This is a genomic window from Acidiferrobacter sp. SPIII_3, assembly GCF_003184265.1.
Taxonomy (GTDB): Bacteria; Pseudomonadota; Gammaproteobacteria; order Acidiferrobacterales; family Acidiferrobacteraceae; genus Acidiferrobacter.
On sequence record NZ_CP027663.1, the window covers coordinates 846,594 to 863,797 of the forward strand.

Genomic DNA, 17,204 nt, shown 5'->3' on the forward strand with positions numbered 1-17,204 from the left:
AACCAGCGGCCTTACAACTATCTATCTTCCCCAGCGGGAGTAAGAGGACAAAAGCGATGGCAAAGATTATCGGGATCGACTTGGGAACCACGAATTCGTGCGTCGCCGTCATCGAGGGCGGAAAGCCGCGCGTCATCGAGAACAGCGAAGGTGATCGCACCACGCCCTCGATCGTCGCCTACGCCAATGAAGGCGAGATCCTGGTCGGGCAGTCGGCCAAGCGCCAGGCGGTCACCAATCCCCAGAACACGCTGTATGCGGTCAAGCGTCTCGTGGGCCGCAAGTTCGAAGATGACATCGTGCAGCGCGACATCAAGATGGTGGCCTACAAGATCGTGCGCGCCAAGAACGGCGACGCGTGGGTCGAGGTGAACGGCAAGCAGATGGCGCCTCCGGAGGTGTCGGCGCGCGTCCTTCAGAAGATGAAAAAGACCGCCGAGGATTATCTGGGCGAGGAGGTGACCGAGGCGGTCATCACCGTCCCGGCCTACTTCAACGATGCGCAACGACAGGCCACCAAGGATGCCGGGCGCATCGCCGGGCTGAATGTGAAGCGCATCATCAATGAGCCGACCGCGGCAGCCCTGGCCTTCGGTCTCGACAAGAAGGAGGGCGATCGCAAGATCGCCGTCTACGATCTGGGCGGCGGCACCTTTGATATCTCCATCATCGAGATCGCGGAGGTCGATGGCGAGCATCAGTTCGAGGTGTTGTCGACCAACGGCGACACCTTCCTCGGGGGCGAGGACTTCGATCTGCGGCTGATCGATTATCTGGCCGAGGAGTTCAAGAAGGACTCGGGCATCGATCTGCACAAGGATCCCCTGGCGCTGCAACGCCTGAAGGATGCCGCGGAAAAGGCCAAGATCGAGCTGTCTTCGCGCACTCAGACGGACGTCAATCTGCCGTATGTTACGGCCGACGCGAGCGGGCCGAAGCATTTGAACGTCAAGATCACGCGCGCCAAGCTGGAGAGCCTGGTGGAGGAGCTGATCCGGCGGACCATCGAGCCTTGCAAGATCGCGTTGAAGGACGCCGGCCTGAAGGTCACCGAGGTCGACGATGTGATCTTGGTCGGCGGCCAGACGCGCATGCCCAAGGTGCAGGAGGCGGTGCGGGATTTCTTCGGGAAGGAACCGCGCAAGGACGTGAACCCGGACGAGGCGGTGGCGATCGGCGCGGCCGTCCAGGGCGGCGTGCTGGCGGGTGACGTGAAGGATGTCTTGTTGCTGGATGTAACGCCGTTGTCTCTGGGTATCGAGACCATGGGCGGCGTCATGACCAAGCTCATCCAGAAGAACACGACGATACCGACCAAGGCCGCGCAGGTATTCTCGACTGCCGAGGACAGTCAGACGGCGGTTACCGTGCACGTCCTGCAGGGCGAGCGCGAGATGGCGGCCGGCAACAAGTCGCTGGGGCGTTTCGATCTCACCGATATACCGCCGGCGCCGCGCGGCGTTCCGCAGATCGAGGTGACCTTCGATATCGATGCCAACGGCATCCTGCATGTGTCGGCGCGCGACAAGGCGACGGGCAAGGAGAATCGCATCGTCATCAAGTCGAGCTCGGGTTTGAGCGAGGCCGAGATCCAACGCATGGTGCAGGACGCCGAGGCGCATGCCGAGGAGGATCGTCGCGCCCATGAGCTGGTGGATACCCGCAATCAGGCCGAAGCGCTCCTGCACGGTACGCGCAAGTCCTTGCAGGATCTGGGCGATAAGGTGAGCGCGGCCGACAAGAACGCGATCGAGGCGGCCATGCGTGATTTGGAGGCGGCGGTCAAGGGTGACGACAAGGCGGAGATCACCGCGAAGACCGAGGCCTTGAGTCAGGCGAGTCACAAGTTGACCGAGCAGATGTATGCGCAGGCCCAGGCGGGCGCCTCGCCGGGGGGCGATGCCGAGCAGCCGGGCGGGACGCAGGCCGGCGGCGACAATGTCGTCGACGCCGAGTTCGAAGAAGTCAATGAGAATCGCCGCGAAAAGTAAGGTCTTGGAAGAGGGTAGGGGCGCGGGCGGTGTTGACGCCCGTGCCTTTTTTCTTCTATGGTCGGGGTTTTGCGGCAGTGCGGGGTTATGACGACGCGACGCGATTATTATGAGGTTCTCGGTGTGACCCGCGGGGCGGACGACACCGAGGTGAAGAAGGCCTATCGCCGCATGGCGATGAAGTACCATCCCGACCGTAATCCCGATGACAAGAGTGCCGAGGCCGTCTTCAAGGAGTGCCAGGAGGCCTACGAGGTCTTGAGTGACCCGCAAAAGCGCGCGGTTTATGACCAGTTCGGCCATGCCGGCATGCAGGGTGGCGGGATGCCGGGCGGCGGACCGTTCGGCGCCGGGGGCTTTGCCGATATCTTCGATAATGTCTTCGGGGATATCTTCGGCGGGGGCGGCGGTCGTCGCGGCAGCCAGGTCTACCGTGGGGCCGATGTGCGTTTCACCCTGGACCTGTCCCTGGAGGATGCGGTTTTTGGCACCGAGGCCCGTATCCGGGTGCCGACCATGGCGACCTGCGATCTGTGCAAAGGGTCCGGGGCCCGCGCCGGGAGTGTACCGGTGACCTGTCCGACATGCGGCGGTCACGGTCAAGTGCGTCTCCAGCAGGGCTTCTTTTCGATTCAACAGACCTGTCCCAATTGCCGCGGGAGCGGGCGGGCCATCAGTCAGCCGTGTGTCGAGTGTCGCGGCGAGGGCCGCGCGCGGCGCGCCAAGACCCTGTCGGTGACGATTCCGGCGGGTGTCGACGAGGGTGACCAGATCCGCGTGAGCGGACAGGGGGATGCCGGCGAGAACGGGGGTCCGGCGGGCGACCTCTACGTGCAGATCAAACTGAAGCCGCACGCCTTTTTCCGCCGGGAGCAGGACGACCTGTATTGCAAGGTGCCGGTGCGCTTTGGGATCGTGGTCCTGGGCGGTGAGATCGAGATCCCGAGCCTGGACGGGCGCATGACTTTGAAGATCCCGCCGGAGACGCAGACCGACAAGGTCTTTCGCGTGCGCGGCAAGGGGGTCAAGAACGTCCGCACCGGTCACGTTGGTGACCTCTTCTGTCAGATAACGGTGGAGACGCCGGTCAAGCTGACGCGTACCCAGCGCGAATTGCTGGAGGCCTTTGATGCCTCGATACGCGAGGGCGGGGAGCGCCACAATCCGGTGGAGCACTCATGGCTCGACAAGCTGCGGGGCTTTTTCGAGCCCAAGGCGCGCAGTTCCGGGGAATAAAACCGCGCGGCGGTCGTCTCTCAAGCATTACCGTAACGAGGGTTCGCTATGGGGGACAAACGCACGTTCAATCCATCGCGCCGGCGCGTCATTGTCGCCGCCGGCGGGGTGGCCGCGGCCATGGGCTCGGGCGCGGCCTTTGCCGGTTCCGCGGACAGTCTCGATCTGACCTTTCCGGGCCAGAAGGCCACCCACCATATCGTCTACCAGCTGAACCAGGCGGATCATGGCTACCAGCAGCATATCTTGTCGTCGGTACAGGCCTTGCTGCGGCGTTATGGGAGCTCGATCCATATCGTGGTAACCTGTTTTGCCGAAGGCATCAGCGTGGTCTTGAAAAAGCCCGTCCGGCCGGTGGCGAGGGGCATCCGCGCCGGGGTGGCGAGCCTTCATGACTACGGTGTGGAGTTTCACGGCTGCGGCAATACCCTGCGGACATTGAAGTTGACGAAATCCGCATTGCTGCCGCTTGCCACCTATGTGCCCATGGGCGCCGCGGACCTGATGGAGCTCCAGCATAAGGGGTACGCCTATATTGCCTGGTAGCGCCGCGGGATCAATCCTGGGTCCGTGTGCGGTGGGTCGGCGGGCGGGCCGGGCTTTTTAAGGGGGGATCATGAGGATTGCCGTGGCAGGCGCCACCGGTCGCATGGGTCGGGCGGTGCTCGCGGCCGTGCGCGGGCAGGCCGATGCGTGCCTCTCGGGGGCGCTCGTGCGCGCCGGCGATGGCGCCTGCGGACGGGATGCGGCGACCCTCATCGGCGGCGCGCCGTTCGGGGTGCCGGTATCGGATGCGCCCGAAGAGGTGATCGCGGGCTGTGATGTCCTGGTCGATTTCACGGCCCCCGAGGCGAGTACGCATTATGCGGAAATCTGCGCGCGGCTCGGGAAGGGCGCGGTCATCGGCACCACCGGGCTTTCGGGGGCGGCCAGCGAACGACTACGGGTCCTGGCCGACAGAGGCCGCTTTGTGGTGGCCGCCAACATGAGTGTGGGCGTAAACCTCGCCTTGCATGTGCTGGAGATCGCCGCCCGCGCCCTGCCCGACGCCGATATCGAGATCCTGGAGGCCCATCACCGCCACAAGATCGATGCCCCGTCGGGGACGGCGCTACGTCTGGGTGAAGTGGCGGCCGCCGCGCGAGGCCGGCGTCTGGTGGATGTGGCCGTGTACGACCGGCACCAGGAGCGCGCGCCGCGGGTCCCGGGCAGCATAGGTTTCGCGACCCTCCGTGCCGGGGAAATCGTGGGCGAGCATCGTGTGTACCTGGCGCTGCCTTCCGAGCGCCTCGAGATCGCCCATATCGCCGATAACCGCGAGGTGTTCGCCGACGGCGCCATGCGCGCCGCGCGCTTTCTGATGGGCCGTCCCCACGGTCTCTATGACATGCAGGACGTGCTCGGCCTGCGTTGATTTCGCGCGGCCATTTCGTTACAATCTCCCGACAAATCCTTGTGAATGACTCGTTTTCCGGGCGGGAGCGGCGAAGAGCGGCTCCCGCTTTTGTATGTAAACCCTGAGGCGGGAGGTACCGTGGCGCAACCGGCATTGCTTGCTCTCGCCGACGGCACAGTGTTCGTCGGGGAGTCTATCGGGGCCGCGGGGGCGTCCCAGGGCGAAGTCGTGTTCAATACCGCCATGACCGGCTACCAGGAGATCCTCTCGGACCCCTCATACGCCAGCCAGATCGTCACGCTGACCTACCCGCACATCGGAAACACCGGCGTCAACGACGACGACATGGAGGCGGCGGCCGTCCACGCCGCCGGCCTTGTCGTGCGCGACGCGCCGGCCTGCTACAGCAATTACCGTGGCACGGGAGACCTGCGGGGCTTCTTGCAACAGCGCGGGGTGGTGGCCATAGCCGGCATCGACACACGCGCGCTCACGCGCCGGCTGCGCGAGAAGGGTGCGCAGAACGCGGTCATACTGGCCGGCGACAGGGCCGGTGATCAGGCGGCGGCGGTGGCTTTGGCGCGCGCCTTTCCCGGCCTCGACGGGCTCGATCTCGCCAAGAGTGTGTCGACGCCGCGGTCCTATGTCTGGGAGGAGGGGCTCTGGGAGACCAAGGGCCCGCCGGCACGCTACCACGTGGTGGCTTATGATTTCGGGGTCAAGCGCAACATCCTGCGCAGTCTGGCGCACGCCGGTTGCCGCGTCACGGTGGTGCCGGCGCAGACCCCGGCCGCGCAGGCGCTCGCCTTGCGGCCCGACGGCGTGTTTCTCTCGAACGGGCCGGGTGACCCCAAGGCCTGCGGCTATGCCATCGACGCCACGCAGGAGCTTGTGGCCTCGGGCGTGCCGCTTTTCGGGATCTGTCTCGGTCACCAGCTGCTGGGGCTTGCCCTGGGCGGGCGCACCGTAAAGATGAAGTTCGGCCACCATGGCGCCAATCACCCGGTGCTCGACATCGACTCCGGCCGTGTCTTGATCACGAGCCAGAACCATGGTTTCGCGGTCGACGAGGCGAGCCTGCCTGGTTGTCTGCGCGTGACGCACCGCTCGCTGTTCGACGGCTCGGTCCAGGGGTTGATCCATGCCGATCGACCGGTGTTTTCCTTTCAGGGGCACCCCGAGGCGAGTCCCGGGCCCCATGACGTCTGGCCGCTTTTTGCGCGCTTCACGGCGCTCATGGATGCGGCGCAAAACGGGGTGGCGAGGTCCTGATGCCAAGGCGCGACGACATCAAGAGCGTTCTCATCATAGGGGCCGGACCAATCGTCATCGGCCAGGGCTGCGAGTTCGATTATTCGGGCACCCAGGCCTGCCGGGCGCTGAAGGAGGAGGGGCTGCGCGTCATCCTCGTGAACTCCAATCCGGCGACCATCATGACCGATCCCGATCTCGCCGATGCCACCTACATCGAACCGATCAATTGGCGGGTGGTGGAGCGCATCATCGCCAAGGAGCGCCCGGATGCGCTGCTGCCGACCATGGGCGGGCAGACGGCGCTGAACTGCGCGCTCGATCTGGATCGCGAGGGGGTCCTGGAGCGTTACGGCGTGCGCATGATCGGCGCCTCCAAGGCGGCCATCGACAAGGCCGAGGATCGTGAACTCTTCAAGAAGGCGATGGAGTCCATCGGTCTCGGGGTTGCCAAGGGGGCCATCGCCCACAGCCTCGAGGAGGCCCTGCAGGTGCACGCCCTGGTGGGCTTCCCGGCGATCATTCGGCCGTCGTTTACGCTGGGCGGCAGCGGCGGCGGCATCGCCTACAATCGCGAGGAGTTCGTGCAGCTCTGCGAGCGCGGCCTGGATGCCTCGCCGACCCGTGAGTTGCTTATCGAGGAGTCCATCATCGGCTGGAAGGAGTTCGAGATGGAGGTCGTGCGTGATCGCCTGGACAACTGCATCATCGTCTGCGCGATCGAGAACATCGACCCCATGGGCGTGCATACCGGTGATTCCATCACCGTGGCCCCGGCGCAGACCCTCACGGACAAAGAGTACCAGAGGATGCGCGATGCCAGCATCGCGGTATTGCGCGAGATCGGCGTGGAGACCGGCGGATCGAACGTCCAGTTCGCGATCAATCCCAAGACCGGGCAGATGATCGTCATCGAGATGAATCCGCGCGTGTCGCGGTCATCGGCGCTCGCCTCGAAGGCCACGGGCTTTCCCATCGCCAAGATCGCCACCAAGCTCGCCATCGGCTATACGCTAGACGAGCTGCGCAACGAGATCACAGGCAAGGCCACGCCGGCGTCATTCGAGCCCAGCGTCGACTATGTGGTGACGAAGATCCCACGTTTTACCTTCGAGAAATTCCCCAAGGCCGACCCGACCCTGACCACCCAGATGAAGTCGGTGGGTGAGGCCATGGCGATCGGGCGCACCTTCCAGGAGTCGCTGCAGAAGGCCATGCGCAGCCTGGAGATCGGCAGTTACGGGTTCGAGCCGCGCGTCGACCGCGCGGGTGACCAGAAAACCATACGCGATCGTCTGGTTCAGGAGCTGAAGGTTCCTGGGGCGGAGCGCCTGTGGTATGTGGCCGACGCCCTGCGCGCCGGCTTCACGGTCGAGGAAGTGCATGATTTGACGCGCATCGATCCGTGGTTCGTGGCCCAGATCGCCGAAATCGTCAGGACTGAGGGTGAGATCGAGCAGCGCGGGGCGTCGGGAGCGCTGGTCGAGGCCGACGGGCCGCGCATGCGTGACTGGAAGCGCCGCGGATTCTCCGATTGCAGGATCGCGGTACTCCTTGGGCAGGACGAGGATGCCGTGCGCGCGTTCCGCCATGCGCACGGCATCCGGCCGGTCTATAAGAGAGTCGATTCATGCGCCGCCGAATTCGCGTCGGCCACCGCCTATATGTATTCGACCTATGAGGCGGAGTGCGAGGCAGGCCCCGAGGACCGGGCCAAGGTCATCGTGCTCGGCAGCGGGCCGAACCGCATCGGTCAGGGTATCGAATTCGATTATTGTTGCGTACACGCTTCGGTGGCATTGCGCGAGAGCGGTTACCAGACGATCATGGTCAACTGCAATCCGGAGACGGTGTCCACGGATTACGACATATCGGACAGGTTATATTTCGAGCCCCTGACACTCGAGGATGTGCTTGAAATCACGGGGCTTGAGCGGCCCGCCGGGGTGATTGTGCAATATGGCGGCCAGACACCCCTGAAGCTCGCGGAGGGGCTTGCGGCAAACGGCGCGCCGATCGTGGGCACGAGCCCGGCGTCCATCGATCTCGCCGAGGATCGCGAGCGTTTCCAGAGACTCATTGCCGACCTTGGGCTGCTCCAGCCGCCCAATCGCATCGCGCATAATGCCACCGATGCCGTTATGCTGGCCGAGCAGACCGGATACCCGCTGGTCGTACGGCCATCTTATGTGCTCGGCGGTCGCGCCATGGAGATCTGCCATAACCGGGAGGATCTCGAGGTCTACATGCGCATTGCGGTGCGGGTGTCCGACGACAGCCCCATTCTTCTCGACCGGTTCCTGAGCGACGCCATCGAGGTCGATGTGGACGCCGTCTCCGACGGACAGCGCGTGATCATCGGCGGCATCATGGAACATATCGAGGAGGCTGGTGTCCATTCCGGCGATTCGGCGTGTTCGCTGCCGCCCTTCGGACTTTCCCAGACGCTACAAGATGAGCTGCGCCGGCAGACGGTGGCGTTGGCGCGGGCCCTGAATGTGGTCGGCCTCATGAACGTGCAGTTTGCCATCAAGGATCAGGCGGTCTACGTCCTCGAGGTGAATCCGCGCGCATCACGCACCATACCGTATGTCTCGAAGGCCACGGCGCGGCCGCTTGCCAAGATCGCGGCACGCGTGATGATGGGGCATTCGCTCGAGAGCCAAGGGATCGTCTCGGAAGTGATGCCCGCCTACTGTTCGGTGAAGGAGGCGGTGTTCCCGTTCATCAAATTTCCAGGGGTCGATACCGTCCTTGGCCCGGAGATGAAGTCGACGGGTGAGGTGATGGGCATGGGTCGAAGTTTCGGCGAGGCGTTCGCCAAATCGCAGATCGCGGCGGGCGCCGCCATTCCGGGCGGTGGCCGGTTGTTCATAAGCGTGCGCGACCGGGATCGCGCGGCCGCGGTGCCGATCGCCCGCTACTTTGCCGATCACGGGTTCGATCTTTTGGCGACGCGCGGCACCGCGGCCGTGCTTGAGGCATCCGGCCTCACGGTGCGCGCGGTCAACAAGGTATCCGAAGGCCGGCCGCATGTCGTGGACATGATCAAAAATGACGAGATCGATATCATCGTCAATACCGTAGCTGACAAGCAGAGCATGGCCGACTCCTATCTGATCCGCCGTGAGGCCTTGCAGCATAAGGTGACGAACTATACGACGCTCGCGGCGGCGCGGGCGGCGTGCGAGGCGCACGGACACATGCAGGAGTTCGAGGTGCGATGTTTGCAGGACTTGCATAAGGAGATTGCGCATGATTAAAGTTCCTCTCACGGTAAGCGGCGCCGAGAAGCTAAAGCAGGAGCTGCACCGTCTGAAGACCGTCGAGCGGCCGCGCATCATACAGGCGATCGCGGAGGCGCGGGCGCACGGCGATTTATCGGAAAACGCGGAATACCATGCGGCCAAGGAACAGCAAAGCTTCATCGAGGGGCGGATAAGCGATGTCGAGACCAAGCTTGGCCATGCCCAGATCATCGATCCGCTGACCGTCAATGCCCAAGGTCGCGTGGTGTTTGGTGCGACCGTGAACCTTTTCGAGGAGGATGGGCAGCGCGAGGTCACCTACCAGATCGTCGGCGACGACGAGGCGGATATCCAGGACGGGAAGATATCGATCAGTTCCCCGATCGCGCGCGCTTTGATCGGCAAGGAGAGTGGCGATATCGTGGAGGTATGCGTCCCGGATGGCACCCGCCAGTATGAGATCCTCGACATCCGCTACATCTGATCCGCCGCGGGTGCCATCGCCCGCGGCCGGCCTTGCGCGGGTCGCGGCGGTCTTGTGGATGGGCAGCCTGTGGACGGTCGCGGGCGTCGTGCCTTTGTTGTTCTGGCGCCTGCCGCAGGCGGTCGCGGGCGGGCTTGCGGGCGACCTGTTTGCCGCCGGTCAGGGCCTCGGTCTTATCCTCGGCGGGATCGTGGCCGGCGCCGTGCCGGCGGGCCGCTGGCGGCGTCTGGCGCGTATCGCATGGGGGCTGGACGGGATCTTTGCGCTGCTCATCCTGCCGATCATGGCGATGCTGCGCGCCACCCCGCATTTTGGGCCGGGGAGCCCGTCCTGGGGGCCGTTCATGGCCTTGCATGTCGTCTCCACGACCGTCTACCTCGCGGAGGGCGTCTTGGGGCTTATGGTCGTGGCCCGCGCCCTGTGAAGGCCTAAGACCGTCCCATGGCCCGCAACCGCTGGATGGATGAGCACTTCGCCGACCCCTATGTGAAACGCGCGCAGGCCGAGGGCTACCGTTCACGGGCGGCCTACAAACTCATGGAGATCGATGCCCGCGACCGTCTCATCCGTCCGGGTTCGGTGGTCGCGGATCTCGGGAGCGCCCCCGGGGGGTTTGCGCAATACGCGGCGCGCCGTCTGGGGCCTGCGGGACGCATCGTGGCGGTCGATGTCTTGCCCATGGACCCCTTGCCCGGGGTGGTGTTCATTCAGGGGGATTTCACCGACCCCGACTGCTATGAGGCGGTACGCCGCGCGCTCGGGGACCGGGTGGACCTTGTAATTTCCGACATGGCCCCCAATATAAGTGGCGTGGGGGCGTCTGACCAGGCGCGCGCCATGGGGCTTGCCGAGATCGCGCTCGATTTTGCCATCTCGTGCTTGACCCGGGACGGTAGTTGTCTTATTAAGGTTTTTCAGGGTGCCGGATTCCCGGAGCTTTTGGCCGACATGCGGCACCGTTTTCAACGGGTGGCCACGCGCAAACCGCCGGCGTCGCGCCCCCGCAGCCCCGAGGTTTACCTCCTCGGTACCGGGTTACGGCCTGTTGTGTCGGGACCGGAGTCGTAGGAGAATGGCGGCAGGCGCGTCTTTTGGGGCGCACGAGGTCACACCTTGAATAATCTCGCAAAGAATCTGCTTCTATGGCTCATCATCGCCATAGTGCTGATGTCGGTCTTCAACAGCTTCGGCAACCATCACCCGGCGGTCCGGTCCATCGCCTTCTCGCAATTCATCAACCATGTCAAGCAGGGGCAGGTGGGTGGCGTCGTTATCAAGGGCCATGACATCACCGGGATCACGAAGACCGGCCAGCGCTTTCAGACCTACGCGCCGACCGATTCGGGACTGGTGAGTCAGCTCCTGAATAATGGCGTAAGCGTGGATGCCAAGCCGCCTGCGCAGCAGTCCCTGTTGCTGCAGATCTTCATCAACTGGTTCCCGTTGCTGCTGTTCGTCGGGGTATGGATATTCTTCATGCGCCAGATGCAGGGCGGTGGGGGCGGTCGCAGCGCCATGAGCTTTGGCAAGAGTAAGGCGCGCATGTTGACGGAAGACACCAATAAAGTCACCTTTGAGGACGTCGCCGGCGTCGAAGAGGCCAAGGAAGAGGTCAAGGAGCTCGTCGAGTTCCTGCGCGACCCGACCAAGTTCCAGAAGCTCGGCGGACGCATCCCGCGCGGCGTGCTCATGACCGGCAGCCCGGGCACCGGCAAGACCTTGCTCGCCAAGGCCATTGCCGGCGAGGCCAAGGTGCCGTTCTTCTCGATCTCCGGCTCCGACTTCGTGGAGATGTTCGTGGGCGTGGGCGCCTCGCGCGTGCGCGACATGTTCGATCAGGCCAAGAAGCACGCCCCGTGCATCATCTTCATAGACGAAATCGATGCCGTTGGCCGCCAGCGCGGCGCGGGTCTCGGTGGCGGTCATGACGAGCGCGAGCAGACCCTAAACCAGCTGCTGGTCGAGATGGATGGTTTCGAGGGCAGCGAGGGCGTGATCGTGATCGCCGCCACCAACCGGCCCGATGTTCTTGACCCGGCGCTCCTGCGTCCCGGACGGTTCGACCGTCAGGTGTTCGTGCCGCTGCCGGATATCCGCGGACGCGAGCAGATCATCCGCATCCATATGCGCAAGGTGCCGGTCTCGGATGATGTGGTGCCGAGTATCCTGGCGCGCGGCACCCCCGGTTTCTCCGGCGCCGATCTCGCCAATCTCGTGAATGAGGCGGCGCTGTTTGCGGCCCGCGCCAACAAGCGCCTGGTGGAGATGCAGGACTTCGAGCTTGCCAAGGACAAGATCGTCATGGGCGCCGAGCGCCGTTCCATCGTCATGCCCGAAAAGGAACGCGTCAACACCGCCTACCATGAATCGGGCCATACCGTGGTCGCGCGTCTATTGCCCAACACCGATCCCGTGCACAAGGTGACCATCATCCCCCGTGGACGGGCGCTCGGGGTGACGATGCAGCTGCCCACCGAGGACCGCTACAGCCATGACCGCGAGTATCTGCTGTCGACCATCGCCGTGCTCATGGCCGGGCGTATCGCCGAGGAGGTGTTCATGCATCAGATGACCACCGGGGCCGCGAACGATTTCGAGCGGGCCACCGAGCTTGCGCGCAACATGGTGAGCCGCTGGGGCATGAGCGACCGGCTCGGCACGCGTGTCTATGGCGAGAATCAGAGCGAGGTCTTTCTCGGGCGCGATGTGACCACCCACAAGAACCTGAGCGATGCCACGGCGCAGCTTGTGGATGCCGAGATACGGCGCATCGTCGACGAACAGTACGGCCGCGCGCGGCGCATCATCGAGACCAACAAGGACAAGGTGGAGATGATGGCAGGCATGTTGCTCGAGTGGGAGACCCTCGAGACGGATCAGATCAACGACATCATGGAAGGCCGTAAGCCGCGTCCACCCTACGGCTTCAACGATAGCAATACCACCACCCCGGGGGGCGACAGCAGTGAGCCCAAGGCCGCCGACCGGGCGCGCGTGAAGCCGCGCATGGATACGCCGGCCGGGGAATCGCGGTAGGGCGGCGGTGGCGCAGACGCGCAAGGCCGCCGCCTCGTGGCTGCGGACCGATGGCCGGGTGGCCATCATGGGTATCCTGAACGTAACCCCCGATTCCTTTTCGGACGGGGGTCTTTTTTTGTCTCCGGACAAGGCCTTGCGCCATGCCGAGGCGCTGATCGAGGCGGGCGCCGACATCATCGACGTCGGGGGGGAGTCGACCCGGCCCGGGGCACGGCCGGTGAGCCCCGACGAGGAATGCGCGCGCGTGGTCCCGGTCGTCGCCGCCCTGCAGGCGCGTTTTCCCGTGCCGTTGTCGGTCGATACCTCGGAACCCCGGGTCATGAGCGAGGTGGTCGCGGCCGGGGCGTCGTTCATCAATGACGTACGCGCCTTGACGAGGCCTGGGGCCCTGGCGACAGCGGCCGACCTCGGGGTGCCGGTTTGTCTGATGCACGAACCGGCGGGGTCGTCCATGATAGGAACGCGTATTGCCGGGCGGGATGTGGTGACCGAGGTCCTCTCTTATCTCGAGGCGCGCCTGCAGGCGGCACAGGACGCCGGGATCCCGCGCGACCGCATCCTGATCGATCCGGGTTTTGGTTTTGGCAAGGACTTGGCCGAGAACCTGGCGCTGTTGCGGGCGTTGCCGAGGATCGCTCGGCTCGCACCCGTGCTGGCCGGCTTGTCGCGTAAGCGTATGACCGGTGAGCCCTGGGACCTGCCGGTGGACGGACGCTTGCATACGAGCATTGCGCTCGCGCTCGCGGCCATAGCGGGCGGCGCGCGGGTGGTACGCGTCCATGATGTGCGCGCGACGCAAGAAGCGGTACGCGCCTGGGAATGGGTATTCGAACCCAAGGAGTGGGTAGCGTGAGACGTCATTTTTTTGGCACCGATGGGATCCGTGGCCGGGTCGGCGAGGAACCGGTGACGCCGGAGACCGTGCTCAAGCTGGGCTGGGCCGCCGGGCGTGTGCTGTTGGCGGAGGGTGATGATCGCGGCAGCGTGCTGATCGGCAAGGATACGCGCATCTCGGGTTATCTCCTCGAGTCGGCGCTCGAGGCTGGCCTGTCCGCGGCGGGCGCGGACATCCGTCTCATAGGGCCCATGCCCACCCCGGGTATTGCCTATCTCACGCGTACGGCGCGTGCGCAGGCCGGCATCGTCATCAGCGCCTCGCACAATCCCTACGAGGACAATGGCATCAAGTTCTTCTCATCGTCGGGCACCAAATTGCCAGACGAGGTCGAGTGCGCCATCGAGGCCATGATGCGCAGGCCCATGCGCACCGTGCCCTCGGCCGAGCTTGGCAAGGTGCGGCGCTTCGCGGACGCCGCCGGCCGCTATATCGAATTCTGCAAGAGCACCTTCCCTTGCCGCCTGGGGCTCGGCGGACTGAAGGTGGTCGTGGATTGCGCCCATGGCGCCGCCTACCAGATCGCGCCCCACGTCTTCGAGGAGCTCGGCGCGCAGGTGGTGGCCATCGGCAACGCCCCGGACGGCTTCAATATCAACCGCGAATGCGGATCGACCTGCCCGGAGACCTTGCGCGCGGCGGTACTGAGCGAAAAGGCTGATCTCGGCATCGCGCTGGACGGCGATGGTGACCGGGTGATCATGGTCGATCACGCCGGCAGGGTCATCGACGGTGACCGCATCCTGTATATGATCGCGGCGCACCGCCAACGCATGGGAGTACCCGTGGCAGGCGTGGCCGGCACGCTCATGAGCAATGTCGGTCTGGAGCAGGCCTTAAGGCGCCTTGGCATCCCATTCGGGCGGGCGCCCGTGGGTGATCGCTATGTGATGGCGCTGCTCTCGGAGCGCGGCTGGGATCTGGGGGGCGAGGCCTCCGGACACGTGATCTGCCTCGACAAGGCGACCACCGGCGACGGCGTCATTGCCGCGCTGCAAGTACTGGCGGCGATGCGCGAGTCCGAGCGCAGTCTGGCCGAGTTGAGTGCAGGCATGCACGTCTACCCGCAGACCATCGTCAATGTGACCCTCAATCGCGGTGTGTCGGCGCGCGATGTCGTGCGTGCCCCGGCCGTGCTCGCCCTCTTGAGGGATGTGGAGCGGCTCCTGGGTCATGAGGGGCGGGTGGTCTTGCGGCCCTCCGGGACCGAGCCTGTCGTGCGCGTCATGGTCGAGGCCGCCGAGGCGCGCACGGTGACGGAGCTCACCGAACAGTTGGCCTCGGCCGTGGCCAAGGCCGCCGCCGAGGCCGATGTCGCCTGACCGTGATCACGGAGGGGGTTTTCCCCGGGTATGGGAAATTGCTTTCCCGTCGGCTTGCCGGTAACATCGGCGCGCATTTTGTAAAGAATACTTCGGGGGGAAGGCATGCGCCGGCCATTGGTCGTGGGAAACTGGAAGATGAACGGCCGCCGCCACACGGCACAGTCCCTGCTCGCAGCCGTGGCCGCCGAGGCCACCACATTCTCCGGTGTCGACGTCGTGGTGTGCCCGCCGCATTGCTATCTCGGGCTTGCCAGCGAACGGCTCGGCGACTGCCGGGGCATCGCCTGCGGGGCGCAGGATGTGAGCGCCTATACCGACGGGGCCTACACCGGTGAGGTCTCGGCGGATATGGCGCGCGACATGGGGTGCGAATTTGCTATCATAGGCCACTCGGAGCGGCGCACGCTGTTTGGAGAGACCGACGGTGTGGTGGCGCAGAAGTTCGCGCGCGCGCTGGCCGCCGATATGACACCCGTGCTGTGCGTGGGAGAGACGGCCGAGGAGCGCGATGCCGGGCGTACCCGCGAGGTCGTGCTCCGGCAAATCGATGCGGTGTTTGCCGCCTGCGGGACGCGCGCGTTTGACCGCGCGGTCGTGGCCTACGAGCCGGTGTGGGCGATCGGTACGGGGCGTGCCGCGAGCCCCGACGAGGCGCAGGCGGTGCATCGTGACATCCGTGACGCCGTGGCGCGCCACAATCCCGAGGCCGCCGCCGGTCTGCGGATATTGTACGGCGGCAGCGTCAAGGCGCAGAATGCCCGCGAGCTGTTTGCGCGGGCCGACATCGATGGCGGCTTGATCGGGGGCGCATCCCTCATCGCGGACGATTTCGTCGGTATTTGCCGGGCGGCCGGTTTCGGATCGGCGTGAGATTTTAAGGACGTCATGGCGACGGTTTTGATGGTCATACAGGTTTTGGTGGCGCTCGCGCTCATCGGTGTCGTGCTCGTACAGCACGGCAAGGGGGCGGATATGGGTGCCTCCTTTGGCGGCGGGTCCTCGCAGACCCTGTTTGGCGCGCGTGGTTCGGCCACGTTTTTAAGCCGCCTAACGGCCGTGCTGGCCACGCTGTTTTTTGCCACCAGTCTGGGGCTTGCCTACCTCTCGGCGCGCCCGCACTCGGTCCCGAGTGTGACCAGGCTTGTGCAGCATACGGCGCCGGCCGCCCCGGCGCCGCAGTCGGCTCCACCGTCTTCCGTGCCGGGCATACCGGTTCACAAGGCCCCCTAGAGAAGGGCCGGGAGAGGCGCGAGACATCGTTACATCAGCCGAAGTGGTGGAATTGGTAGACACGCCGTCTTGAGGGGGCGGTGGCGCAAGCTGTGCGGGTTCGAGTCCCGCCTTCGGCACCAATTATTCCTCCGGTCGACCCCTTCAGGGTGGGCTAACTGCTTGAAATAGAATAAATCTATCGCATGAGGCCGCTGCTTGACTTGGGTGCGCCGGGGTGCCTAGACTAGCCGACTCGCCAGCGATCAGCCGGTTTGAGGCCCCTTTTTGAGGAGAGCGGATGTTAAACGATTATCTGCCCATTCTGATATTCATAGGCGTCGCCCTTCTGGTCGGCGTCCTGCCAATGGTCCTAGGCCGCCTCGTCGCCCCGCATCACCCGGATTCCGCCAAGCTGTCACCGTATGAGTGTGGTTTCGAGGCCTTCGAGGATACGCGCATGAAGTTCGATGTGCGCTACTATCTCGTCGCGATTTTGTTCATTGTCTTTGATCTTGAGATTGCCTTTTTGTTCCCCTGGGCGGTGGCCCTGAAACAGATCGGACGGCCCGGTTTCCTGGCCATGGTCCTGTTTCTCGGAATTTTGATTGTGGGATTTGTCTACGAGTGGATGAAAGGGGCGCTTGAGTGGGAGTAGAAGGCGGTCTCGACAAGGGCTGGGTCGTCACGTCCGCCGACAAGCTCATCAATTGGACTCGGACCGGCTCGCTCTGGCCCATGACCTTCGGGCTTGCGTGCTGCGCGGTCGAGATGATGCATGCCGGCGCCGCGCGTTACGATCTCGATCGTTTCGGGGTGGTGTTTCGGCCGAGCCCGCGCCAATCCGACGTCATGATCGTGGCCGGTACGCTCGTCAACAAGATGGCCCCGGCCCTGCGCAAGGTCTATGACCAGATGGCTGAGCCGCGCTGGGTCATTTCCATGGGGTCATGTGCGAATGGAGGCGGTTATTATCACTATTCGTATTCGGTGGTGCGGGGCTGCGACCGGATCGTGCCGGTGGATGTCTATGTCCCCGGATGCCCGCCCACGGCCGAAGCGCTCCTCTACGGCATCATTCAACTTCAAAACAAGATTCGGCGCACGAATACGATCGCGCGCTGAATCGG

Annotated in this window: 16 protein-coding genes and 1 tRNA gene; all 17 read left to right on the forward strand. The window is 64.5% G+C overall.

The window, feature by feature from the left end; genetic code table 11:
- The first annotated feature begins 56 nt into the window (after window positions 1–56).
- Window positions 57–1,991, forward strand: coding sequence for a molecular chaperone DnaK (gene dnaK, locus C4901_RS04495; RefSeq protein WP_110136315.1), 1,935 nt, complete (start codon window positions 57–59; stop codon window positions 1,989–1,991).
- A gap of 87 nt (window positions 1,992–2,078) precedes the next feature.
- Complete coding sequence (dnaJ, locus tag C4901_RS04500; RefSeq protein ID WP_205736185.1) at window positions 2,079–3,227, forward strand: molecular chaperone DnaJ; 1,149 nt, start codon at window positions 2,079–2,081, stop codon at window positions 3,225–3,227.
- Between the two features lie 48 nt (window positions 3,228–3,275).
- Window positions 3,276–3,773, forward strand: a complete 498-nt coding sequence (locus C4901_RS04505) for a DsrE family protein (RefSeq protein WP_110136317.1) — start codon at window positions 3,276–3,278, stop codon at window positions 3,771–3,773.
- A 70-nt stretch (window positions 3,774–3,843) separates the two neighbouring features.
- Window positions 3,844–4,641, forward strand: a complete 798-nt coding sequence (gene dapB, locus C4901_RS04510) for a 4-hydroxy-tetrahydrodipicolinate reductase (protein ID WP_110136318.1) — start codon at window positions 3,844–3,846, stop codon at window positions 4,639–4,641.
- A gap of 45 nt (window positions 4,642–4,686) precedes the next feature.
- Entirely contained in the window at window positions 4,687–5,895 is a 1,209-nt protein-coding gene (carA, locus tag C4901_RS04515) for a glutamine-hydrolyzing carbamoyl-phosphate synthase small subunit (protein WP_240611827.1), read from the forward strand.
- Window positions 5,895–9,137, forward strand: a complete 3,243-nt coding sequence (gene carB, locus C4901_RS04520; RefSeq protein ID WP_110136320.1) for a carbamoyl-phosphate synthase large subunit — start codon at window positions 5,895–5,897, stop codon at window positions 9,135–9,137. The genes carA and carB overlap by 1 nt, the downstream gene beginning before the upstream one ends.
- A complete protein-coding gene (greA, locus tag C4901_RS04525; RefSeq protein ID WP_110136321.1) occupies window positions 9,130–9,606 on the forward strand; it encodes a transcription elongation factor GreA in 477 nt (158 codons plus the stop codon). Before carB ends, greA begins: the two co-directional genes overlap by 8 nt.
- 10 nt (window positions 9,607–9,616) lie before the next feature.
- A complete protein-coding gene (locus C4901_RS04530) occupies window positions 9,617–10,030 on the forward strand; it encodes a DUF4149 domain-containing protein (protein ID WP_110136322.1) in 414 nt (137 codons plus the stop codon).
- A gap of 17 nt (window positions 10,031–10,047) precedes the next feature.
- Window positions 10,048–10,674, forward strand: a complete 627-nt coding sequence (locus C4901_RS04535; RefSeq protein ID WP_110136323.1) for an RlmE family RNA methyltransferase — start codon at window positions 10,048–10,050, stop codon at window positions 10,672–10,674.
- Window positions 10,675–10,719: 45 nt separating this feature from the next.
- Window positions 10,720–12,642 carry an ATP-dependent zinc metalloprotease FtsH gene (gene ftsH, locus C4901_RS04540; protein WP_110136324.1) on the forward strand — a complete coding sequence of 641 codons (1,923 nt, stop codon included), beginning with the start codon at window positions 10,720–10,722 and terminating at the stop codon, window positions 12,640–12,642.
- Window positions 12,643–12,649: 7 nt separating this feature from the next.
- Window positions 12,650–13,498 carry a dihydropteroate synthase gene (folP, locus tag C4901_RS04545; RefSeq protein WP_240611828.1) on the forward strand — a complete coding sequence of 283 codons (849 nt, stop codon included), beginning with the start codon at window positions 12,650–12,652 and terminating at the stop codon, window positions 13,496–13,498.
- Window positions 13,495–14,862, forward strand: a complete 1,368-nt coding sequence (glmM, locus tag C4901_RS04550) for a phosphoglucosamine mutase (protein WP_110136325.1) — start codon at window positions 13,495–13,497, stop codon at window positions 14,860–14,862. Before folP ends, glmM begins: the two co-directional genes overlap by 4 nt.
- 105 nt (window positions 14,863–14,967) lie before the next feature.
- Entirely contained in the window at window positions 14,968–15,735 is a 768-nt protein-coding gene (tpiA, locus tag C4901_RS04555; RefSeq protein ID WP_110136326.1) for a triose-phosphate isomerase, read from the forward strand.
- 15 nt (window positions 15,736–15,750) lie between these two features.
- A complete protein-coding gene (secG, locus tag C4901_RS04560; protein ID WP_110136327.1) occupies window positions 15,751–16,095 on the forward strand; it encodes a preprotein translocase subunit SecG in 345 nt (114 codons plus the stop codon).
- Window positions 16,096–16,132: 37 nt separating this feature from the next.
- Window positions 16,133–16,217: transfer RNA gene (locus C4901_RS04565), tRNA-Leu, on the forward strand.
- 158 nt (window positions 16,218–16,375) lie between these two features.
- Window positions 16,376–16,732, forward strand: a complete 357-nt coding sequence (locus C4901_RS04570) for an NADH-quinone oxidoreductase subunit A (RefSeq protein WP_110136328.1) — start codon at window positions 16,376–16,378, stop codon at window positions 16,730–16,732.
- The gene (locus C4901_RS04575; RefSeq protein WP_065970764.1) at window positions 16,723–17,199 is read left to right on the forward strand and encodes an NADH-quinone oxidoreductase subunit B family protein; all 477 of its coding nucleotides are present in this window, start codon (window positions 16,723–16,725) and stop codon (window positions 17,197–17,199) included. The genes C4901_RS04570 and C4901_RS04575 overlap by 10 nt, the downstream gene beginning before the upstream one ends.
- The last annotated feature ends 5 nt before the right edge of the window (window positions 17,200–17,204 follow it).